We start from the raw sequence: 22910 nt of genomic DNA, 5'->3' as shown, positions 1-22910 counted from the left end.
CTTTCGTAGTTAACATTTATTAAAGCAATATTCTGCGGAAACATTTGGTTTTAATAGAGTATACGAGGAACGGGTCGTTTCTCTACGGAGATCGGGTCGAAACTCTACGAGAAACGAAGTGATCATCGTAGAGAAACTTGTTGATGTTTATAAGATGTGACAAAAGAAATAAAACGAAAGAGAAAGGAATGTGTTGCTTTGTAATTAAAAAGGATGGCGGGACTTTGGGCGGTTAAAATTATTAAGCCGTATCGAAAAAATCAATACGGCTTAATAATTGTTTTGATATCGTAAGAAACTATTTTTCTAAAAGTGCTTTTGGGGTACGTTAGTAATAAAGTACTAAAGTATCTTCTTTAATCGGTTCAGAAACTCTGTTGCTTCTTCCATACTGAGGCAGAGAGGTGGCAGGAGGCGAATAACATTTGTACCACTTACCCCAGTGAATACTTTTTGTTCTTTCAGCAATTTTGTACGTAGTTCTTTGATCGGAGTTTCAAATTCCATACCAATCATTAATCCTTCACCGCGTACTTCTTTAATTTGCGGGAACTTCTTTAACTCTTCTATCAGATAAGTACCTACTGTAGCAGCATTTTCTATCAGTTGTTCCTGTTCTATAACATCCAATACGGCAAGTGCAGCGGCACAAGCAAGGTGGTTACCTCCGAAAGTGGTACCTAACATACCGTAAACCGGTGTAAACATCGGGCTGATAAGTACTCCTGCCATAGGAAAACCATTGGCAATACCTTTGGCTACAGTAATGATATCGGGTTTGATACCTGTATATTGATGAGCAAAGAATTTACCGCTACGTCCGTAACCACTTTGAATTTCATCCAGAATAAGTATCGTACCATTCTCGGTACATGCTTTGCGAAGTTTCTGCATGAATTCTGTAGTAGGTAGCTTGATTCCGCCTACTCCCTGGATACCTTCGATAATAACGGCACAAACGTCACCTTTAGCCAGTTCGGCTTTCATTGCTTCCGTATCATTCAATGGGAGATAGGTTACATGTTCATTGGCATTGATTGGAGCAATGATTTTTGGATTGTCCGTAGCTTCTACTGCTAATGAAGTACGTCCGTGAAAAGCTTTGCTGAAAGAGATTACTTTTGTTCTTCCATTGTGAAATGAAGCCAGTTTAAGAGCATTCTCATTCGCTTCTGCTCCACTATTAATAAGGAAAAGCGAATAATCATCATAACCTGAAATCTTTCCCAAACGTGCTGCTACTTCTTGTTGTAGCTTGTTGATCACTGAGTTTGAATAGAAGCCAAGTTTTGCAACCTGATTGCTAATCATTTCAACATAGTGCGGATGAGCATGCCCGATGGAAATAACGGCATGCCCCCCATAAAGGTCGAGATATTCTGTTCCGTTTTCGTCCCATACATGGCAGCCTTTTCCTTTGACTATATTTATATCGAAAAGAGGATATACATCGAATAAATTCATCATGATATTTACAATTTTACGATTTACAATTTACGATTGAAGTTACTTTTATTGATTTACGATTTACAATTGAAGTAACCCCAATCGTCTAATTGTAAATCGTCCAATCGTCAATCTAAAAGGCCGATGGTTTTAGCCGGAGACCTACTGTTTCTTCCAGATTGAACATTAGATTCATGTTGTGGACAGCTTGTCCGCTGGCACCTTTCAGTAAGTTGTCGATACAGGAGATGATGAGTAACTTATCACCGTGTTTCTCCAGGTGTATCAGACACTTGTTGGTGTTGACAACCTGCTTCAAATCGATATTCTTTTCTACGATATGCACAAAAGAGTCTTTGGCATAATACTCCTCATACATGCGTACGATCTCTTCCAGAGCAACTTTTGTTTTTACGACAATTGTAGTGAAGATGCCGCGTGGAAAATCTCCCCGGTAAGGGATGAAATCTATCTCTGCCTCGAAGCTGTTTTGCAGTTGCTTCAGTGACTGTTTGATTTCAGGCACATGCTGATGATTGAAAGCTTTGTATACGCTCAGATTGTTATTGCGCCAACTGAAATGGCTGGTTGCACCGGGTTTTACTCCGGCTCCTGTGCTTCCGGTTATGGCATTCACCATGATGTCATCATTCAGCATCAAATGTTTGGCAAGTGGAAGCAGCCCTAACTGAATGCAAGTTGCGAAACAGCCGGGGTTGGCTACATGCTTGGCAGAACAAGTGGCGCGCCGATTCAGTTCGGGCAGTCCGTAGATAAAGTCATGATCCGGAGAAGCAATGCGATAATCCATAGAGAGATCGATGATTTTCAGCTCTTCCGGGAGGTTGTGGCTCTCTATAAATTTCTTTGTATCGCCATGAGCGGTGCAAAAGAAAAGTACATCAATGTCATCCAATGGAAGTTCGTCTGTAAAAGTCAGATCGCACTCTCCGTAAAGTCCTTCGTGTACGTCGGTTACTTTATTTCCGGCATTGCTACTACTATTAATGAATACAATTTCGGCTTCAGGATGATTCAGAAGCAAGCGTATTAATTCACCTGCGGTATATCCGGCTCCGCCTATTATTCCTACTTTAATCATTTGAATATCTGTTTTTTTCTTCGGGAATGATAATCCACATTAAAATATATACAGGGACACCGGCAAATGCGGTGAATATTGTTAGTATAGCATAGGCGATGCGTACGAGAGAGGCATCCAATCCGAAGAATTGGGCCAACCCGCCGCAAACACCTGCAAGCATTCTATCACTACGTGAGCGTGTCAGTTTACGTTCGTTACTCATCGGGGACTAAATCTCTTCGTCCTTATGGTTTGCGTAATAAACGCGTAGTGGGGTGGAAGTTACTTTTATGAAACCTTTTGCATCTTCGGCTGTCCAGCCTTTTTGCATTTCACCGTACTCACCAAACTTTGTTTTTACAAGATCATCTTCAGATTCTACTCCGATGGTAGAGAAAGAGAGCGGACGGAGTTCAAGGATAGCCGTACCGTTCACATTGCGTTGTGATTCCTGTAGCATAGCTTCAATGTCTCTCATCACAGGTTCCAGATACTGGCTTTCATGAAGGAACATGCCATACCAGTTGGCTACCTGGTCTTTCCAGTATTGTTGCCATTTGCTCAATGTATATTTTTCAAGGAAACGATGAGCACCGATGATCAGCATGGGAGCGGCAGCTTCAAAACCAACACGGCCTTTAATGCCGATGATTGTGTCGCCAACGTGCATATCACGTCCAATACCATAAGCGGCACCAATTTCTTCCACTTTCTGAATAGCGGCAATCTTATCTTCAAATACTTCTCCGTTTACGGCATGAAGTTCTCCTTGTTTGAATTCAAGGCGTAACTGTTCGCTACCTTCTTTTTCAACTTGCTTCAGATAAGCAGTTTCGGGCAATCCTTTTGCGGAATCCAGTATCTCACCGCCGCAGATGGAAGTTCCCCATAAACCTACGTTATAAGAGTATTTGAGTTTTGTAAAGTCGGCACTGAAACCATTTTTGTTCAGATAGTCAATCTCTTCCTGACGGCTCAATGCCATATCACGGGTTAGTGTAATGATTTCCACACCCGGTGCAAGTACCAGGAAAGTCATGTCAAAACGAATCTGGTCGTTTCCGGCTCCGGTAGAACCATGAGCGATGGCATCCGCACCGATTTCATTTGCATAACGTGCAATGGCAAGTGCCTGGAAAATACGCTCTGAACTGACAGAGATGGGATAAGTACCATTACGCAATACATTTCCGAATATCATGTATTTCAAGCTCTTTTCGTAGTACTCTTGTGTTACGTCGAGTGTAACATATTTCACAGCTCCCAACTTATAGGCGTTTTCTTCATTCTGTTTCAGTTGTTCGTCGCTGAAACCTCCTGTATTGGCACATGCTGCATATACTTCATAGCCTTTTTCTTTGGCCAGGTACATTACAGTATATGAGGTATCCAATCCTCCACTGAATGCAACTACCACTTTCTTTTTCTGTTCCATGATATATCTCCTTATTTATATAATATCTTCTTTATGTTTTTCGGGGTCGTAAAGCATAGCTGTACAGATGCAGAACTTACGGTTTTTTGCCACTAGTATGTCATGATTGATACAACCTTCGCAACCGCGCCAAAATGATTCATCATCAGTCAGCTCATTGAATGTTACAGGTACATAACCAAGTTCTGTATTCATTTTCATTACAGCAGCACCGCTGGTCAAACTGAATATCTTAGCCCATGGCCAACGTAAGCGAGCCAGTTTGAAAGAGGCTTGTTTGATACGTTTTGCCAGTCCCAATCCACGGTAGTCGGGATGTACAATAAGTCCTGACGTTGCTACATATTGTTTGTTACCCCATGACTCAATATAAGTAAAGCCTGCAAATTTTTCTCCTTCAAGGGCGATAATAGCTTTGCCTTCCTTCATTTTGGTAGCAACATATTCATGTGTACGTTCTGCAATCCCTGTTCCGCGCACTTTCGCTGCGTTTTTAATTGTCTCCAAAATAGTGTCAACGTAAACCTCATGTGAGGCGTCGGCTACCATCACATCTATTTTTTGAGTCTCCATTTCTTTAATTCGTGTGTCGAGTATATTGTTATATGATTATTGTATATTCGGGAAGATGAGCGACAAGAAGTTTCGTACCATTTTAGGTTCAGCCCCTTCACGCAGTACTAACATGATAGTATCATCTCCTGCAATGGTACCTAAAATATCTCCGAACTCACGGTTATCAATGTCATAAGCCATACTGCTGGCATATCCGGGACGTGTTTTGATAACAGCAATATTACCAGAAAACTGTAGGGATATAAAACCATTGTTCATCAACATCTCAGTGGCACTTTGGTCACCCACGCGTTTATACATGATGTCATTGGGCAATACATACACATATTTACCATTCATGCTGGCTGCTTTGGCTACCTTCAATTGTTTCAGGTCGCGAGAAAGAGTAGCCTGAGTCAGTTCGAAACCTTCAGCAGCAAGTGCTTGCAGAAGTTCTTCCTGTGACCCTACCTCTTTGCTCGAGATAATCATTTTAATAGCATCTAATCGGTTTGCTTTCTTTTTCATCTTGTATAATTATTCTAAGAATGGTGCAAAAGTATGCAATATTTTGGAGATTTGATGCATAAAACCAAACTTTTTTATTCTTTTTATACATGAAAGTGTATTTTGAACCTGAAACGACAAAAAGGTTAAGATTACAGTCAAAAAACAGATCAATGCTTTGGATGATTCTGCCTATTTTTGCATCATCAATAAATCTATTAATTTTCTTAAACTATCAAAAGCACATGAAAAAGCAGTTTTGGTACTTTATACTTCTATTCTTATATGTTGTTTCGTTTCCGGTACAAGGTAAAGTAACGCTTCCTTCTATTTTCTCAGACAACATGGTGTTGCAACAAAAAACTCAGGTGAATATCTGGGGAAAAGCCCGTCCGGGTGAACAGGTGACTGTTTCTCCTTCTTGGGATAAAAGAAATTATGCGGTGCAGACATCTGCTGACGGACATTGGAAGCTACAGTTGAAAACTCCTGGGGTGATGGATAATCAGACACTGATTGTAAAAGGAGAAAACACGATTATCATACATAATATATTAATAGGTGAAGTATGGCTTTGTACGGGACAGTCTAATATGGAGTTTCCGGTGGCACGTGATCCTAAAGTTAAATGGAAAACGGGGATGATAAATGAAGCGGAAGAGATGAAAGATGCTGATTATCCTTCTATTCGACTTTTTCATGTAGAGCACCAACTTGCGCCTGAGGATGAAAAAGAGGATTGTGTAGGGCAGTGGGTGATTTGTAATCCGGAGAATTTAAAAGATTTCTCGGCTGTTGGATTCACATTCGGGCGTAAACTTTATAAAGAATTACAAATTCCGGTTGGGTTGATCCAGTCTACCTGGGGAGGTACACATGCTGAGTCATGGACGAAGATGGAGGTTATGAAAAATAACCCATTATATTCTGATGTTCTGGAAGATTTTGCTGTGCAAAACGTGAAACGTGAAAAAGATAAATGTAAAGTACCGGCTACCTTGTGGAATGGTATGATTGCTCCGATTCTGGGTTATACAATAAAAGGGAATATCTGGTATCAGGGAGAATCTAATTCCATTCGTTATGAAAAGTATCAGGAGGTATTTACAAACCTTATCAATAGTTGGCGTAAGGAATGGGGACAGGCCGATATGCCTTTCTATTTTGTGCAGATTGCTCCACATTATAAACAACCTGCTGGCATTCGTGAAGCACAATTGAATACCTGGCAGAGTGGTTTGCGCAATGTGGGTATGGCGGTAATTACAGATGCTGCTGATTCTACCGATATTCATCCGCGTAATAAAAAGGTGACAGGGGAACGTCTGGCAGCTTGGGCTTTGGCTAAACAATATGGTAAAAAGGGGGCTTATTCCGGTCCGCTTTATAAGAATATGAAAGTGAAAGGGGGAAAAGTTACACTTACTTTTGATTATGCAGAAAGTGGATTGCAGACCCCTGATGATACTCCTGTAAAAGGTTTCTTTATTTCAGGTCCAGATGCTCGTTTTTATCCGGCAACGGCAATGATCCAGGGCAATAAGGTAGAACTCTATGCTCCTGAGGTTCCTCAGCCTACAGCCGTGCGTTATGGTTACGGAAACTTTTTCCGTGTGAATCTTTATAATAAAGCCGGTTTCCCGGCCATACCTTTCCGTACGGATCATTTTGCTCCGGATACGTATGCCCGCTGGTTTGCTGATTCTGAGATGCGCCGGTTTCCGAAGGCTTATCAACTGGATCATGGAAAGCGTTTGTTTTTTGGCTATGCACAAGGAGTAGGTTGTTGCGCTATGCTAAGGATGTGGAAACAGACAGGTGAGAAGCGTTATTTTGATTATGTAGAGGCATGGGCGGATTCGCTGATAAATGAAACAGGGCAAATCCATCTGTATGATGTGTCTACTTATAATCTTGATTACATTAATTCGGGTAAAGTGCTATTTGATCTTTATCGTGAGACAGGTAAGGAAAAGTATAAAATGGCAATGGACCTTTTAATAAAACAGTTGAAGAACCATCCTCGTACACTGGAGGGTGCATATTGGCATAAATTGATTTATCAGCACCAAATATGGTTGGATGGTTTGTATATGGCTTCACCTTTTCTGGCACAATATGGGGCGGAGTTCAATCAACCGATGTGGATAGATGAGGCAGTGAAACAATTTACACTTTGTCACAAGCATACTTATGATGCTAAAACGGGTTTGTATCATCATGCTTGGGACGAGAGTAAAAGCCAGCGTTGGGCAGATCCGGAAACGGGACATTCACCTAACTTCTGGGGGCGCAGTATCGGCTGGTGGTTTATGGCTTTGGTGGATGCTCTGGACTATATTCCGGAGAATCATCCCGGACGTGCCGATATGATAAGCTGGATACAAGGGCTTGCCGATACACTTCCTAAATACCAGGATAAGGCCGGCTTATGGTACCAGGTGATTGATCAGCCAAAGCGTGAAGGCAACTTTCCGGAAGCATCTGTAACTTCACAGTGTATGTATGCTTATGCAAAAGCGGTAAATAAAGGATATATTGATGCGAAATACAGAGAGGTAGCGGAGAAAGCTTTTAAGGGATTGAAAGACAAACTGCTTATTGAGAATCCTGATGGTACACTTACGTTGACGCGTTGTTGTCAGGTAGGTGGTCTGGGAGGACATCCGTACCGGGATGGTAGTTTTGAATATTATATCGGTGAGAAAATGCGTGATAACGATGCCAAAGCTACGGGTCCTTTTATCATGGGATGTATCGAACTGGGAGAGTAGGTGATAAAAATAATGATGAGTACTGATTTAAAATTAGTATAAATAATACCGCTAAATAATCATTTAATTGTAATGTATTACTTAGGATGATGGATAAAAAAATAAGAATAGTGTTACTGGCTTGGTTATTGTGCCCTTTTGCAGCGGCACAAACAATAAGTTGGCCGGAGATAACCACTGAATCGAAACCTGCTGCCCGTTGGTGGTGGATGGGAAGCGCCGTAGATAAAGAAAATCTGACTCATAATCTGAATGCTTATGCGAAAGCGGGAATGGGAACGATGGAGATAACTCCTATCTATGGAGTAAAAGGAAATGATGAAAATGATATTCCATTTCTTTCTTCTCATTGGATGGAGATGCTGCAATATACTGAGGGTGAAGCGAATCGCCTGGGTATGCAGATTGATATGAATACCGGTACCGGGTGGCCTTTCGGAGGCCCGGAGGTAACCATAGAAGACGCTGCCTGCAAGCTTTTCGTATCGGAATATACATTGCAGGGTGGTGAACAACTGAAAGAGAAAATAGAAGTTGCTGACGAGAAGCAACGTGCCTATGCTAAGCTAAGCCGTTTGATGGCTTTTTCTGATAAAGGGAAATGCATAAACCTGACGTCTAAAGTGAAAGACGGTATTTTGCAATGGAAAGCTCCCAAAGGAAACTGGCAATTGATAGCTGCCTTTTGCGGAAAGACATTCCAGAAAGTGAAGCGCGCTGCTCCCGGAGGAGAGGGATACGTGATGGATCATTTGTCCGGCCGGGCTGTGAAAAATTATCTGAATCGTTTTGAACGTGCCTTTGAAGCATCAGGAGCACCTTATCCGCATAACTTCTTCAATGATTCTTACGAAGTCTATAAGGCAGATTGGACTGAAAATCTTTTTGACGAATTTGCCACACGCCGCGGATATAAACTGGAAGAACATCTTCCGGAATTTTTGTCGGATAAACGTACGGATATGGTTTCCCGGATTATTTCCGACTACCGGGAGACGATTGCCGAATTACTTTTAGAGAACTTTACCCGACAATGGACAGAATGGGCGCATTCACATGGCTCCAAAACACGTAATCAAGCACATGGCTCACCTGGTAATCTGATAGATCTGTATACTACTGTAGATGTTCCCGAATGCGAGGGTTTCGGTATTTCTGATTTTGGAATCCGTGGTTTACGCCGTGATTCATTAACACGTCCTAACGATTCAGACTTGTCGATGCTGAAATATGCTTCTTCGGCTGCTCATATTGCCGGTAAACCATTTACTTCGTCTGAAACATTCACCTGGCTGACGGAACATTTTCGTACGTCGCTTTCTCAGTGTAAGCCCGATATTGATCTGATGTTTATCTCAGGGGTAAATCACACCTATTTTCATGGGACCACTTATTCGCCTGTTGAGGCTGTATGGCCGGGATGGAAGTTCTATGCTTCCGTTGATATGAGCCCTACAAATAATATCTGGCGGGATGCTCCGGCATTTTTTGATTATATAACCCGTTGTCAGAGCTTTCTGCAGATGGGGAAATCTGATAATGATTTTCTGGTATATCTGCCTGTATATGATATGTGGCAGGAGCAGGACGGACGTCTCTTGATGTTTGATATTCATAAAATGGCAAAGCGTGCGCCCCGTTTTATCGATGCAGTTCATCGTATTTATAATGCAGGTTATGATTTGGATTATATTTCCGATAATTTCATACGCAGTCTTACTTGTATGGGTGGGAAATTAGTTACCTCCGGAGGTACCGTGTATCAGGCGTTACTCATTCCGGGCGCGAGACTGATGCCGGATGATGTACTTGCCAAATTATTCCGGTTGGCAGATGAGGGAGCTACTATTGTATTTCTGGAGCAATATCCGGAAGATGTTCCAGGATATGACCGGTTGAATGAACGTCGTGCTGCTTTTAAGAAATTGATGGCACAAAAAGACAAATTACGTAAAGGGCGTATTTTGTTTGGAACGGATTATGACTACACATTGGCGGAAACAGGTGTACAACCCGAAAGGATGAAAACAGCTTATGGTTTGAGTTGTATCCGTCGTACAAACGAAGATGGATATCATTATTTTATTTCTGCCCTGAAAGGAGAAGATACGGAAGGATGGATACCTTTGGGAGTTCAGGCTACATCTGCCCTGATCTATAATCCTGTGAACGGAGAGAGTGGAAAAGCTCTTTTGCGTCAGAAGGATGGACGTACAGAGGTGTATTTGCAGGTAGCATCTGGGGAATCAATATTGCTGAAAACGTTTACGAATGCCGATGTACAGGCTTCTGCATGGGGATATTACGAGCCAAAAGCCGATGGATTGACTTTGACGGGTAAATGGGGCTTTCGTTTCGTAGAAAGTATTCCGGCTGTTTCGGCTGCTCCTGATTCGGTAACGCTGGGCTCATGGACTGAACTTCCGGTAGCAGAAGTAAAGAATACAATGGGAACAGCCTCTTATTCATTTAAATTTAACCTGAACGATCTTTCTATTCCTGAATGGAGACTCGATTTGGGTGATGTGCGTGAGAGCGCTCGTGTTCGTATTAATGGAAAGGACGTTGCCACATTGTGGTCAGTTCCTTATCGTTGCCTGGTAGGTAAATATCTTCGTCTCGGTGAAAATATACTGGAGGTAGAAGTAACTAACTTACCTGCCAATCGCATTGCGGATATGGATCGGAGAGAAATACCCTGGCGTATTTTTAAAGATGCCAATATTGTAAGCCTGGATTATAAAAAAACGGGATATGGAAACTGGGAACCTGTGTCAAGTGGATTGATTGGCCCGGTAAAAGTAATTCCAATGAAGAAAGGAACTTTCTATTATGAATAAATATTTTGCTTTGATACTTTTTTTGTCTGCTGTAGTTGCTGTTTATGCACAGGACCCTCGCGAGCGGCAATATATGTATGAGATACTTGATCCGCGGCATGAGCCCAAACCACTGGTTGAGGGTTTTGCTAAAGAGCGGATTACGGAACATTTGAATCGCGGACTTTATGCCGCTCCTTCCCGAGACGGGAAAGGAGTTTACCTTAGTTGGCGGTTATTGAATACAGATACTCCTGCTACCGCCTTTCATGTTTATCGGGAAGTAAATGGCAAGAAACGCCGTCTCACTAATAAACCTGTGATGCAAACCTGCGACTTTATTGATAATGCTCCTGTACAGGAAAAGGCGGTTTATTGGGTAGTTCCCCTGGTAAAAGGGCTTACACCTGTTGCATCCGAAAGAGTAGAGATTGAAGCCGGGAAATGTACTAATTATACTTCTATCCGGCTGAAAGATAATGCGAAGGCTGGTAAAGTAGCTTTAGCCGATTTGAATGGCGATGGTGCTTATGATTACATTATCCGTACACCTGAAACCAATGTAGATCCGGGTATGCCGGGAGATACTACCGGAAAAACGTATAAGATATCTGCCTATCTGAATGATGGTACCTGGCTTTGGACCTATGATATGGGCCCTGGTATTGAGCCTGGTATCTGGTATTCTCCTTTTATCGTTTATGATTTTAATGGGGATGGTAAAGCTGAAATTGCTATAAAAACAGCCGGTTCTGATTTTGTAAAAAATGAGAAAGGACGTGTTTGTGGTGGTAGTGAATATCTGTCTGTGCTGGACGGAATGACCGGTAAAGAGATTGATCGTGTGGACTGGCCCGAACGGAATGATCGTTATGGCAATCTGATCCGACAGAACCGCAACCAGATGGGAGTGGCTTATCTGGATGGGAAAACACCTTGTATACTCGCTGCCCGTGGTACTTATAAGTTGATGGTGGTAGACGCCTGGCAATTAAAAGAAGGTAAGCTACAACGTATGTGGCGTTGGGATGGAGACGAAGAAAATCCGGTTGTGCGTAGTATGGGAGCTCATAGTATGGTGACGGGAGATGTAGACGGTGATGGGCGTGATGAGATACTGCTGGGTTCTTGTATGCTTGATGATAATGGGACTTTACTCTGGTCATCGGGATTGGGACATAGCGATAAGGCCTATTTGTGTAAATTACATCCGGATATGGAAGGATTACAGGTATTCATGGTAAGTGAACCCAAAAAAGAAGATGGACGTGGGGTATCTGTTGTGAGTGCCCGTACCGGAGAATTAATATGGGACATTGGGCATACAACTTATCACGTAGGTGATGGTATGGTAGCCGATTTTGATCCGGAATATCCCGGTTTAGAGTGCTTTGCCAGTGAAGACCGCAAAGGAGGGAGTACTGATAAGTATTTGTTGACTTCAGGCGGAAAGAAACTGAATGTAACCCGTGAAGAGGTTCCGGGTTGTCGTAATTGGATTTGGTGGGATGCCGATCTGCTTCGTGAAACCTTTCGTGGCGATGATAATCGTTGGGGAGCAGGCTCTTCTTCCAATGGTAAGAAACAGAGTATCTGGAAGTGGAAAGGCGAAGACCTGACCAAAGGTATTGAGGGAGATATTCTGATGATGGCTGATATGGAAGGAGATTGGCGTGAAGAGCTAATTACTGCACTTCCGGGAGAGTTACGCATTTACCATACTGTTATTCCGGCAAAGGATCGTCGTATTACGCTTATGCAGGATCCCATCTATCGTAGCTATGTGGCTCATCGCAGTATGGGATATCCGCAGGCACCGGTAACCTCTTATTTTCTTGGAGAATAATTGAGTCACATAAACTAAGAATATTTGCAGTGATGCTTTGAAGGAATATACCACGAAGTTGAGAGTCTGTTTTAATCTTCCTCTTAAAAGTATTTCTCGATTTATTTAGAGTTTATTTTTGGGCCATTTTTCTGTTTTTATTTGTCAGATAGTGCGCTATCCTTCTTCTTGGAAATGTAAAAGGTCCTCGATGATAACTTTAAAATAATACTGAACAAAATTTATAAAATAGATGCTTCAGTAGCATGTACTGCATGAATCAACCTATATGGTAAATCAAATTTTTAACGATATATTATTTAAGGATGAAAAAGAAAATTTGTGCTTTTTTGCTTACAGCTACAATGGCTGTAGTATCTGTTGCCACTCCCCTTACAGTGTGCGATTTCGAGAATTATCCCATTGGAACGGAATGGAAACTATGGCAGAGTAACGGTGGATCTATCACTTCGACTGCCATAGTAGAAGCTGATCCAACAAACCCTGATAACAAAGTTCTCCATATCGTGTTGAAAGATTGGGGATGCCATCCTGAGTTTATAATCAACAGTACATTGCGTGGCAACGAATTAACGGATCGTTATGGTTCCATACGTTATCGCTTGTATCGCAGTGCCACCGACATCGACAATTGGAAGCAGTTTGCAGCTTTTATAGGTGACACGGAAGTATATCGTGACGAAGGCTATCCCCAACAGGGTAATAACAACGAATGGCAAGTGAAAACTTATACGATGAAGGGATTGTCTCCTGACAATGTCTCCGACAAACTTCGCTTGGGCATCCATCACGCCAATTCGGATTTTTACATTGATGATATACAATTGGTTGGGACCTATGATGATTTTGTGTCTGTGGAAGATAATGGTACCTTCGATTATTGTGTGGACAACACAGCTTCTTCCTATAGGAATATTTCTGACAATATCTATATCTCTGCGGGACAAATTGCCAATGTGCTAACCTCACGCTATTCGGAATGGACGGGTAAGTTGGCAGGTGAAGGCACGCTCAAAATACATGCTGGAGGTGAACGTTCGTATTTGGGAACCTCTGCCAGTAAAGGAACCACTACGCCGGATTGGAGTGGTTTTAAAGGAAGTATCGAACTCTATCCTTATAAAGATGTGAATAGCAGTTGTGGATTTTATGGGCTGGTTATGAGTAGTGGTACTTTTCAACCCGATAATCTGGCTGCATCGAATTGCAATAATCTTCTTGCCGACAAGACTCTCATCATGAGAGACGGTACGATGTTGGCATTGGAGTCTGGTACGCGTGGCGTCCGTATCGGTGAAATCCACAGTAGTAAAAACTCTTGGTTGGGAGGGTATTATAAAAAAGGTACAGCCAATTCTTATTATGTCATTGGAGGCAAAGGTACTGATGGCGTGTTGGGCAGTCTGATTGCCCCTCAAGCATCGGGTAACAAAGTGGGCATCCTCAAGGAAGGTATTGGTAATTATTATCTGACAGGCAACGAGAACGATATCAACGGAGGATTGTGCGTTCTTCAAGGTGGTATCATAGTTGCAAATGACAAAGGAGTGGCTTTACAAAAGAATTTATCGGGTGCGACTGGTAATAGTAGTACTGTGATGGTATATCATAGGGCTACACTCTGTGGAAATGGGAATATTGCTGCCGCTACAGAGGTGTATGGCACATTGACGGGGGGAGACCCGTTCACACTTGACCAAGCGTTGGGTACACTCACTTTTGCGGACTATACTAAAGCAGCGTTGGCAGTGAAAGTAACTTTGCATCCCGAAGCCAATATTATTGCATATATTAAAGATGCGAAAAACTTTTCGGCGATTGACATCAAAGGTACACTTGTCTTTAGTACGATAACTGAAGACTTTGAAACCTCTGATAAGCAGCCTCGTTTGAAGATAGCGTTGACAGAAGATGCCGAACTGCATGTGGGTGATGAGATTGTCTTGCTTTCAGCTATGAAGGAGGATGTGGATAGTTGGGATTTCGACATCCGTTATCCCAAGTCTTATACATGGGTAGTGGATGAACGAGAAGCAGAAGACGGTCGTTTCTGCGTAGTGGCCAAAGTGACATCGCTCGCCTATAGTGGTCAAGGTGATCAGGAGGACGATGACGAACCAGATGATGGGGAGACTGTTTATCCTGATGACGACTGGGTTGAGGATATGGATATGACTACCTCACTTCGTTTCTATGCTGAGAAATTAGGAAAAAATATTGGTGTGGCAGCTGCCAGTTATCGATATGATTTCAGCCAGACTAACGGTGAGATTGGTCTTGTGGGGGAGGAATTCAATATGATTGTTGGTGAAAATGAGATGAAATTTGATGCCACTGAACCTAACCAAGGTGAATTCAATTACGGAGGTTCTGATGCCATTCTATGGCTTTCAGACAGATACGAGCAGGTGGTACGTGGTCATACCTTGGCATGGCATCAGCAGGTTCCATCGTGGGTAAGTTCGGATGGAAAGAAGAATAATAACAATTTCTCCAAACGTCAACTTTTGGATATCTTGAAAAATCATATATTCAATGTTGTTGGCAGATATAAAGGTAAGATTACGGAATGGGACGTATGCAACGAGGTACTCGATGATGACCAGTCGATTGTTCGTTCTGATCCTACAGCCTATAAACTTCGTCCCTCTATCTGGGCTACTTATATCGGTGAAGAGTTTATTGACTCAGCTTTCGTTTGGGCACATCAGGCTGATCCCGATGCTAAGTTGTATATCAACGAGTATGGGGCAGAGATGGTAGGAAAAACAAAGACGGAAGCTTATTACAACCTTGTTAAGCGCCTGAAAGAATCAGGTTTGGCCATCGAAGGATGTGGTTTGCAGTGCCACTTCACTACAGGTGAACTTGATACCATGAAATTGGAGAAGAATATCCGCCGTTATGACAATCTTGGGCTCAAGTGTATCATTACAGAGTTGGATATTGCCCTTGCTGATCCTACAGCGGAGGATGCACTCGAGAGACAAGCGAAAGAATATGGTGCAATTACAAGAATATTTTTAAGAAATGAAAATTGTTCCTCGATGTTGGTTTGGGGTATTTCGGATAACCACTCTTGGAGAAAGAACGCACCACTTTTATTCAACCATGAATTGCAAGCAAAGCCTGCTTATTATAATGTACATGCGCAACTGCGAAAGGCAGTGGAACAACTGTCCACAGGTCTTGAAAGCCCAAAGACAGATGGTAAGTCATCGGCAAGGTTGTTACGCACTGTTTATTATAATGTAATGGGACAAGAAACGACCTCTCCTACAGGTTTTAGGATCGAAAGGAGATTTTATGATGATGGTAGTATAGAAACTATCAAAACGTATAAATAGCATACCATAATTAACGTGAATCCTATGAATTATAAATAAAGTCGAATGAAGAGAATTTTAATTGTTTGGTTTCTTTGTGCATGGACGGTATTGCCGTCCTGGGCACAAACTTATAAATATGAAGAAATATACCAAAAACTTCCCTTTACAATGCCAAAAGTAGAAGCACCCCAGTTTCCTAGTCTGAAGGTGTTTCTGCCGGATTTTGGTGCTGTCGGTAATGGGGTGGAACTTTGTACTGATGCTTTTGCAAAGGCTATTGAAGCATTATCGGCTCGTGGAGGTGGGTACTTGATTGTTCCGGCAGGTATTTGGCTGACCGGTCCTATTGTTCTGAAAAGTAATATTAATCTTCATATTGAGAAAGGGGCTGTGATTCTCTTCTCTCCGGATGTTGAACTTTATCCGTTGGTAGAAACTGTGTTTGAAGGATTAGACACTCGCCGTTGCCAGTCGCCTATTTCGGGACGTAATCTGACTAATGTAGCTATTACCGGACAAGGAGCAATAGATGGAAACGGTCATTATTGGCGTCCTTTGAAACGTGAGAAAGTGACAGAAAGTGTCTGGAAACAAACCATTGCCCGGGGAGGAGTTTATAAACGTCCTACTTATTGGTTTCCATATCCGCAAACACTTAAAGGAGATACTATCAGCAATATGAATGTACCTCAGAATTTAAAGACGGAGGAAGAGTGGCAGAGCGTACGTCATTTCCTGCGTCCGGTGATGGTAAGTCTGATAGAGTGTAAAAACGTCTGGTTCCAAGGGGTGATCTTTCAAAATTCTCCGGCATGGAACCTACACCCTCTGATGTGTGAGAATGTTTTGATAGAGGATATACAGGTACGTAACCCGAGTTATGCTCAGAATGGCGACGGGCTTGATTTGGAATCCTGTAAAAATGCACTGATTGTGAATTCTACATTTGATGTAGGAGATGATGGTATCTGCTTGAAAAGTGGAAAGGATGAAGACGGACGTCGTCGTGCCCGTCCTTGTGAGAACGTTGTAGTAGATGGCTGTACGGTATTCAAAGGACATGGCGGTTTTGTTGTAGGCAGCGAGATGAGTGGTGGAGTACGTAATGTTTCCGTTAGTAACTGTCAGTTTTTGGGGACGGATGTCGGACTGCGTTTCAAGAGTAAGCGGGGACGCGGGGGAGTTGTTGAGAATATCTGGATACGTAACGTTTCTATGATGGATATTCCGACGGAACCTGTGACTTTCAATCTTTACTATGGAGGTAAGTCTGCTGTTGAAGTATTAGAGAGTGGTGAGAAGATTCCTGCTAAAGTTGACCCGTTGCCGGTAGACGATACTACTCCTTGTTTTCGTAATATTCATATTTCGAATCTGGTATGTTCCAATGCACGCCGGGCGCTGTTTTTTAATGGTATACCAGAGATGCCAATTGATGGTATAACGCTTGAGAATCTGGATATTACTTCTCAGATAGGAGCCGAATTTATTTATAGTCGCAATATTACTTTGAAGAATGTGACAATACATAATAAAGAAGGTGAAAAGTTCATTATCCGCTTTTGTGAAGGAGTGAGCCAAATTGTCAAATAAGATACCCTTTATATCAAAACGTGCAGCACAAATAGGGGAGGAATCCCCTATTTTTGTATCATTAAAAGTATTACTCACAATAATTGAATGTATACCATGAAGAACCTGACTTGCCTGATAGGAGTATTTCTGTCTGTTATAAGTTTCAACGTTACAGCACAAACTGCTAATATCCCCGATTTCCCTTGGATGAAGGAGGTTGGCGCTAAGACTTTTCCTGTACAACAAACCGTTTATAATGTAACCGATTACGGTGCCAAAGGAGATGCATTGGAAATGAATACCACTGCTATTCAGAAAGCAATTGACGCTGCTGAGCAGGCAGGAGGAGGTATTGTTACTTTTAGTCCGGGAATTTATCTGACCGGTGCTCTCTTTGTAGGTAATAATGTCAATTTTAATATCCCTAAAGGAACTACGCTTATCGGTTCGCAGGACATTGATGATTATAAGAAAATAGATACCCGGGTGGCCGGTGTAGAAATGAACTGGCCTTCGGCATTGGTCAATATAATAGGTAAGAAGAATGCCGCGATTTCCGGTGATGGAGTAATTAACGGTCGCGGCAAAGTTTTCTGGGATAAGTATCGTTCGATGCGGAAAGAATACGATCCGAAAGGGTTACGCTGGATTGTTGACTATGATTGTGAACGTCCGCGAGGTATTCTTATCGCCGAATGTGAGAATGTAACAGTAGAAAACATAGTGCTTTATCAGCCGGGTTTCTGGAGTTTACACATTTTATATAGTAAATATGTTACTGTTGACGGAATTATTATTAGTAATAATATTGAAGGTCGTGGTCCCAGTACAGATGGCATAGACATCGACTCTTCAGAATATATATTGGTACAAAACTCGAATATCAATTGCAATGATGATAATTTTTGTCTGAAAGCAGGCCGTGACAGTGATGGTCTCCGGGTGAATCGTCCTTGCCGTTACGTCGTGATTCGTGATTGCATTGCCGGACATGGAGACGGATTGTTTACTTGTGGCAGCGAAACTTCGGGTGGTATCAACAATATTGTGGCTTATAATATGACAGGTATGGGCACAAAATACGGATTACGTTTCAAGAGTACTTGTCAGCGTGGTGGTGTAATAGAGGATATCTATCTCTGTAACATTGAAATGATTGGAGTACGCGATCCGTTTGTGGTTGATTTAAACTGGCATCCGGCTTACAGTACTTCAAAGTTGCCTGAAGGTTACGATGAAAAAAATGTTCCGACACACTGGATTAAGATGTTGACTCCGGTAGATCCTAAACAAGGAACTCCCAAATTCCGTAATGTACATTTTATGAATGTTACTGCCACTAACGCACAAACCTGTATCAAGGTGTCTGGTATAGAGAATAGTACAATTGATGGATTTGACTTTGATAATGTACATTTCAGTGGAGAGAACGCAGGAACCATTTCATGGGCAAAAGACTGGAAGATGAATAACTTTTCTGTAAATGCTAAAAGTAAACTGAAACTTGAACATAACAAGAATGTAGATATCACAAAATAAACACGTATAATACAGACATGAAGAACTCTTTTTTTGCGGTCGATCTGGGTGCTACCAGCGGACGTACTATTTTAGGCTCCTTTTCGGATAAGGGATTGGAGCTGGAAGAGATAAATCGTTTTCCCAATCAGCTTATTGAAGTAAGAGGACATTACTATTGGGATATTTATGCTCTATACCAGTCTGTTATAGATGGACTGAAACTGGTGGCGAAACGGAATGTATCTATAACTTCTATTGGCATTGATACCTGGGGTGTTGATTTTGTTTGTGTAGGTAAAGACGGACATTTGCTGCGTCAGCCTTATGCTTATCGTGACCCTCATACGGATGGAGCGCCGGAAGCTCTCTTTACCCGCGTTCCCCGCAGCCGGGTGTATAGTTTGACAGGCATTCAAGTGATGAATTTTAATTCTTTGTTTCAACTTGATACGCTGCGTGGCAATAGTGACAGTGCGTTGGCTGTTGCCGATAAAATATTATTTATTCCGGATGCTTTGAGTTATATGTTGACAGGCGAAATGGTGACAGAATACACTATCGCCAGTACGGCACAGTTGGTCAATGCCCAAACCCGGAAGTTAGAGCCGGAATTGTTGAAAGTGGTCGGACTGACTGAAGAACATTTTGGACGCTTTGTTTATCCGGGTGAACAAGTAGGAGTGTTGACAAAAGAGATACAGAAACTCACTGGCCTGGGAGCTATTCCGGTTATCGCTGTAGCAGGACATGATACTGCTTCTGCTGTAGCTGCCGTTCCGGCGTTGAATCGTAACTTTGCTTATTTAAGTAGTGGTACGTGGTCACTGATGGGAGTAGAAACAGATGCTCCGGTAATCACAGAAGAGACAGAACGGTTGAACTTCACCAATGAAGGTGGAGTAGCAGGTACGATTCGTCTGTTGAAAAACATATGTGGTATGTGGCTACTCGAGCGTTGTCGTACAGGTTGGGAAAACATTTCTTATCCGGAATTGATAGCTGAAGCCGAGAAAGCTGAACCTTTTCGTAGTCTGATTAATCCGGATGACGCTTGTTTTGCCAATCCTGCTGATATGCAGGAGGCGATTTGTCGGTACTGTGCAGAAACCAATCAGCCTGTACCGGAAACACGCGGACAAATTGTACGTTGTATTTTTGAGAGTCTGGCGCTTCGCTATCGTCAGGTATTGGATAATCTACGTAATTTGTCTCCTATGCCTATAGAGACGCTTCATGTAATAGGCGGAGGAAGCCGGAATGAGCTATTGAATCAGTTTACTGCCAATGCAATCGGGATTCCGGTTATAGCCGGTCCTTCGGAGGCTACTGCCATTGGAAATGTTATGATACAGGCTATGACAGCAGGTGAGGCGGAAGATATTAAAGGAATGCGACAACTTATTCACAACTCTATTCCTTTGAAAACTTATAAACCGCAAAATTCAGAGAATTGGGATACGGCTTATATTCACTTTAAACATATAATATCATGAAAGAAGAATTGATTAAAAAAGCTTATGACGTAGCTGTTGAACGTTATGCGGCTGTGGGGGTTGATGCTAATAAAGCTCTTGAGGATTTACAGAAAATTTCATTGTCTTTACATTGCTGGCAGGCAGATGATGTGGCTGGCTTCGAATCAAACGGATCATTGAGCGGAGGTATCCAGGCTACTGGTAATTATCCGGGTAAAGCACGTAATATAGAGGAAGTTAGACAAGATATTCTGAAAGCTGCTTCATATATACCTGGTACACACCGTCTGAATTTGCACGAAATCTATGGTGATTTTGGAGGACAGTTTGTAGACCGTGATCAGGTAGAACCGAAACATTTTGAAAGTTGGATACAGTGGGGAGCAGAACATGGAATGAAATTGGATTTCAATTCTACCTCTTTCTCTCATCCAAAAAGTGGAAACCTTTCCTTGTCAAATCCGGACAAAGAAATTCGTGACTTCTGGATAGAGCATACTAAGCGTTGTCGTGCTATAGCTGAGGAGATGGGTAAACGCCAGGGTGATCCTTGTATTATGAATTTGTGGGTACACGATGGTAGTAAAGATATTACTGTGAATCGTTTACGTTATCGTGAATTGCTGAAAGATTCTCTGGATCAGATTTTTGCCATTGACTATAAGCATATGAAGGACTGTATTGAATCAAAAGTATTTGGTATTGGCCTGGAGAGTTATACGGTAGGCTCTAATGACTTCTATATTGGTTACGGGGCAAGTCGTAATAAAATGGTAACATTGGATACCGGTCATTTCCATCCTACTGAGAGTGTAGCCGACAAGATTTCGTCTTTGCTGCTTTACACACCCGAAATTATGTTGCATGTTAGTCGTCCTGTTCGTTGGGATAGTGATCATGTGACTATCATGAACGATGAAACATTGGATCTGGCAAAAGAAGTTGTACGTTGCAATGCACTTGATCGTGTACATATCGGTCTGGACTACTTTGATGCCAGCATTAACCGTATCGGAGCATATGTTATTGGTAGCCGTGCCACACAGAAATGTTTTCTGCAAGGTTTACTTGAACCGATTGCTAAACTTCGTGAATACGAAGCTGACGATAAATTATTTCAGCGCCTTGCTCTGCTCGAAGAATCGAAATCACTTCCGTGGAATGCTGTTTGGGATATGTTCTGTCTGAAGAATAATGTTCCTGTAGGTGAAGATTTTATCGCAGAAATAGAGAAATACGAGGTAGAAGTAACTTCAAAAAGAGGGGCGTAGTGAATTAGTGGTTAGTGATAAGTGATGAGTGATTAGCGGGTTTCGCTGTTACTTATCACTTATCACTCGTCACTCGTCACTTATTTATCGCTAATTACTAATCAACTAATCACTAATATACATGAATACACTGATAGGACTCATTATTATTGCCATTGGAAGCTTCGGACAGAGTAGCTCGTATGTGCCTATAAATAAAGTAAAAAACTGGTCTTGGGAAAGTTTTTGGCTGGTGCAGGGGATTTTTGCATGGCTTTTATTTCCTTTGTTAGGGGCTTTGTTGGCTGTTCCTGGGGGAAGTAGCCTTATTGAGTTATGGGGCTCAGGAGGAGCTCTTCCTGCTATTATCTACGGGGTGTTGTGGGGTGTTGGAGGACTTACGTTCGGACTTAGTATGCGTTATCTTGGTATAGCTCTCGGGCAGAGTATTGCGTTAGGGACTTGTGCCGGCTTCGGTACTCTTTTCCCTGCTATTTTTGCCGGAAAGGATTTGTTTCATGGTGATGGATTGATGTTGCTTATCGGGGTCTGTATCACGTTAGCCGGTATTGCGGTAATCGGTTATGCCGGTAGTTTACGTTCCAAAAATATGACTGAGGAAGAGAAAAAAGTGGCCGTAAAGGACTTTGCATTAACTAAAGGTCTGTTGGTCGCTTTACTGGCAGGTGTAATGAGTGCTTGTTTTGCCCTCGGGCTGGATGCGGGAACTCCTATTAAAGAAGCAGCTCTTAACGGTGGTGTAGAAGCTCTGTATGCAGGGCTGCCTGTTATCTTCCTTGTTACTTTAGGTGGTTTCTGCACTAATGCTGCATATTGTATTCAACAGAATATTAAAAACAAAACGGGTAAAGAATATTTCTCTGTTAAAGGAGGTCAGTTGATTAATAATTTGTTATTTTGTGCATTGGCTGGAGTACTATGGTATTCTCAGTTCTTTGGTTTGGAAATGGGAAAGAGTTTTCTGGTAGATAGTCCTGTTTTGCTGGCATTCTCCTGGAGTATCCTGATGTCTTTAAATGTTACTTTCAGTAATGTTTGGGGGATTATTCTCAAAGAATGGAAAGGGGCAAGCTGTTCAACAATCGGGACATTGATTTTAGGGTTGGCGATACTCATCTCTTCCATTATAGTGGTTGCTATGGCACAAGTCTAAAGGAATTTACGATTTTATTATTTACTATTTACGATCGAAAAATGTCTGTAACCAATAATAAATCAGGTAACTTCAATCGTCAAATCGTAAATCGTCAAATCGTAAATCATTTTGTTTTTC

General features: G+C 42.0%; 15 protein-coding genes. 9 read left to right on the top strand and 6 right to left on the bottom strand.

Annotation, left to right across the window (positions count from 1 at the left end):
• Positions 1-342: 342 nt before the first annotated feature.
• The 6 genes from ACESQI_RS20215 to argR form a co-directional block, all read right to left on the bottom strand.
• Positions 343-1464: an aspartate aminotransferase family protein gene (locus ACESQI_RS20215; RefSeq protein ID WP_373126945.1), complete on the bottom strand. Its 1122-nt coding sequence runs from the start codon at positions 1462-1464 to the stop codon at positions 343-345.
• Between the two features lie 115 nt (positions 1465-1579).
• The gene (gene argC / locus ACESQI_RS20210) at positions 1580-2548 is read right to left on the bottom strand and encodes an N-acetyl-gamma-glutamyl-phosphate reductase (RefSeq protein WP_373126942.1); all 969 of its coding nucleotides are present in this window, start codon (positions 2546-2548) and stop codon (positions 1580-1582) included.
• Positions 2541-2753, bottom strand: a complete 213-nt coding sequence (locus ACESQI_RS20205) for a PspC domain-containing protein (protein WP_002559037.1) — start codon at positions 2751-2753, stop codon at positions 2541-2543. The genes argC and ACESQI_RS20205 overlap by 8 nt, the downstream gene beginning before the upstream one ends.
• 6 nt (positions 2754-2759) lie before the next feature.
• A complete protein-coding gene (locus ACESQI_RS20200) occupies positions 2760-3965 on the bottom strand; it encodes an argininosuccinate synthase (RefSeq protein ID WP_002559038.1) in 1206 nt (401 codons plus the stop codon).
• Between the two features lie 15 nt (positions 3966-3980).
• Positions 3981-4538, bottom strand: a complete 558-nt coding sequence (locus ACESQI_RS20195) for a GNAT family N-acetyltransferase (protein WP_002559039.1) — start codon at positions 4536-4538, stop codon at positions 3981-3983.
• 36 nt (positions 4539-4574) lie between these two features.
• On the bottom strand, positions 4575-5048 hold the full coding sequence (gene argR / locus ACESQI_RS20190) for an arginine repressor (protein ID WP_002559040.1): 474 nt from the start codon (positions 5046-5048) through the stop codon (positions 4575-4577).
• A gap of 224 nt (positions 5049-5272) precedes the next feature.
• Between argR and ACESQI_RS20185 the strand changes: the two genes are divergently transcribed.
• From ACESQI_RS20185 to rhaT, 9 genes are all read left to right on the top strand, one after another.
• Positions 5273-7801, top strand: a complete 2529-nt coding sequence (locus ACESQI_RS20185; RefSeq protein ID WP_373126939.1) for a glycoside hydrolase family 88 protein — start codon at positions 5273-5275, stop codon at positions 7799-7801.
• Between the two features lie 86 nt (positions 7802-7887).
• Positions 7888-10641: a glycosyl hydrolase gene (locus tag ACESQI_RS20180; protein WP_373126937.1), complete on the top strand. Its 2754-nt coding sequence runs from the start codon at positions 7888-7890 to the stop codon at positions 10639-10641.
• The gene (locus ACESQI_RS20175) at positions 10634-12466 is read left to right on the top strand and encodes a silent information regulator protein Sir2 (RefSeq protein WP_373126935.1); all 1833 of its coding nucleotides are present in this window, start codon (positions 10634-10636) and stop codon (positions 12464-12466) included. Before ACESQI_RS20180 ends, ACESQI_RS20175 begins: the two co-directional genes overlap by 8 nt.
• Positions 12467-12771: 305 nt before the next feature.
• The gene (locus ACESQI_RS20170) at positions 12772-15813 is read left to right on the top strand and encodes an endo-1,4-beta-xylanase (RefSeq protein WP_373126933.1); all 3042 of its coding nucleotides are present in this window, start codon (positions 12772-12774) and stop codon (positions 15811-15813) included.
• 45 nt (positions 15814-15858) lie between these two features.
• Entirely contained in the window at positions 15859-17388 is a 1530-nt protein-coding gene (locus tag ACESQI_RS20165) for a glycoside hydrolase family 28 protein (RefSeq protein WP_195660565.1), read from the top strand.
• 96 nt (positions 17389-17484) lie between these two features.
• On the top strand, positions 17485-18909 hold the full coding sequence (locus ACESQI_RS20160; RefSeq protein ID WP_196039443.1) for a glycoside hydrolase family 28 protein: 1425 nt from the start codon (positions 17485-17487) through the stop codon (positions 18907-18909).
• A 17-nt stretch (positions 18910-18926) separates the two neighbouring features.
• Positions 18927-20384, top strand: coding sequence for a rhamnulokinase (rhaB, locus tag ACESQI_RS20155; protein WP_007483728.1), 1458 nt, complete (start codon positions 18927-18929; stop codon positions 20382-20384).
• Positions 20378-21637, top strand: a complete 1260-nt coding sequence (locus tag ACESQI_RS20150) for an L-rhamnose isomerase (protein ID WP_182416605.1) — start codon at positions 20378-20380, stop codon at positions 21635-21637. The genes rhaB and ACESQI_RS20150 overlap by 7 nt, the downstream gene beginning before the upstream one ends.
• Positions 21638-21758: 121 nt before the next feature.
• Positions 21759-22790, top strand: a complete 1032-nt coding sequence (gene rhaT, locus ACESQI_RS20145; RefSeq protein WP_195660566.1) for an L-rhamnose/proton symporter RhaT — start codon at positions 21759-21761, stop codon at positions 22788-22790.
• The last annotated feature ends 120 nt before the right edge of the window (positions 22791-22910 follow it).

This window comes from Bacteroides sp. HPS0048, from assembly GCF_964240755.1.
GTDB lineage: Bacteria > Bacteroidota > Bacteroidia > Bacteroidales > Bacteroidaceae > Bacteroides > Bacteroides nordii.
The sequence above is the reverse complement of the archived record's forward strand: the minus strand, read 5'-3'. Positions and strand labels throughout refer to the sequence as shown.

What these genes read in the sequence shown, in the direction of transcription:
- ACESQI_RS20215 (WP_373126945.1), bottom strand. Translation starts at nt 1,464, where the DNA reads ATGAATTTATTCGATGTATATCCTCTTTTCGATATAAATATAGTCAAA.
- argC (WP_373126942.1), bottom strand. Translation starts at nt 2,548, where the DNA reads ATGATTAAAGTAGGAATAATAGGCGGAGCCGGATATACCGCAGGTGAA.
- ACESQI_RS20205 (WP_002559037.1), bottom strand. Translation starts at nt 2,753, where the DNA reads ATGAGTAACGAACGTAAACTGACACGCTCACGTAGTGATAGAATGCTT.
- ACESQI_RS20200 (WP_002559038.1), bottom strand. Translation starts at nt 3,965, where the DNA reads ATGGAACAGAAAAAGAAAGTGGTAGTTGCATTCAGTGGAGGATTGGAT.
- ACESQI_RS20195 (WP_002559039.1), bottom strand. Translation starts at nt 4,538, where the DNA reads ATGGAGACTCAAAAAATAGATGTGATGGTAGCCGACGCCTCACATGAG.
- argR (WP_002559040.1), bottom strand. Translation starts at nt 5,048, where the DNA reads ATGAAAAAGAAAGCAAACCGATTAGATGCTATTAAAATGATTATCTCG.
- ACESQI_RS20185 (WP_373126939.1), top strand. Translation starts at nt 5,273, where the DNA reads ATGAAAAAGCAGTTTTGGTACTTTATACTTCTATTCTTATATGTTGTT.
- ACESQI_RS20180 (WP_373126937.1), top strand. Translation starts at nt 7,888, where the DNA reads ATGATGGATAAAAAAATAAGAATAGTGTTACTGGCTTGGTTATTGTGC.
- ACESQI_RS20175 (WP_373126935.1), top strand. Translation starts at nt 10,634, where the DNA reads ATGAATAAATATTTTGCTTTGATACTTTTTTTGTCTGCTGTAGTTGCT.
- ACESQI_RS20170 (WP_373126933.1), top strand. Translation starts at nt 12,772, where the DNA reads ATGAAAAAGAAAATTTGTGCTTTTTTGCTTACAGCTACAATGGCTGTA.
- ACESQI_RS20165 (WP_195660565.1), top strand. Translation starts at nt 15,859, where the DNA reads ATGAAGAGAATTTTAATTGTTTGGTTTCTTTGTGCATGGACGGTATTG.
- ACESQI_RS20160 (WP_196039443.1), top strand. Translation starts at nt 17,485, where the DNA reads ATGAAGAACCTGACTTGCCTGATAGGAGTATTTCTGTCTGTTATAAGT.
- rhaB (WP_007483728.1), top strand. Translation starts at nt 18,927, where the DNA reads ATGAAGAACTCTTTTTTTGCGGTCGATCTGGGTGCTACCAGCGGACGT.
- rhaT (WP_195660566.1), top strand. Translation starts at nt 21,759, where the DNA reads ATGAATACACTGATAGGACTCATTATTATTGCCATTGGAAGCTTCGGA.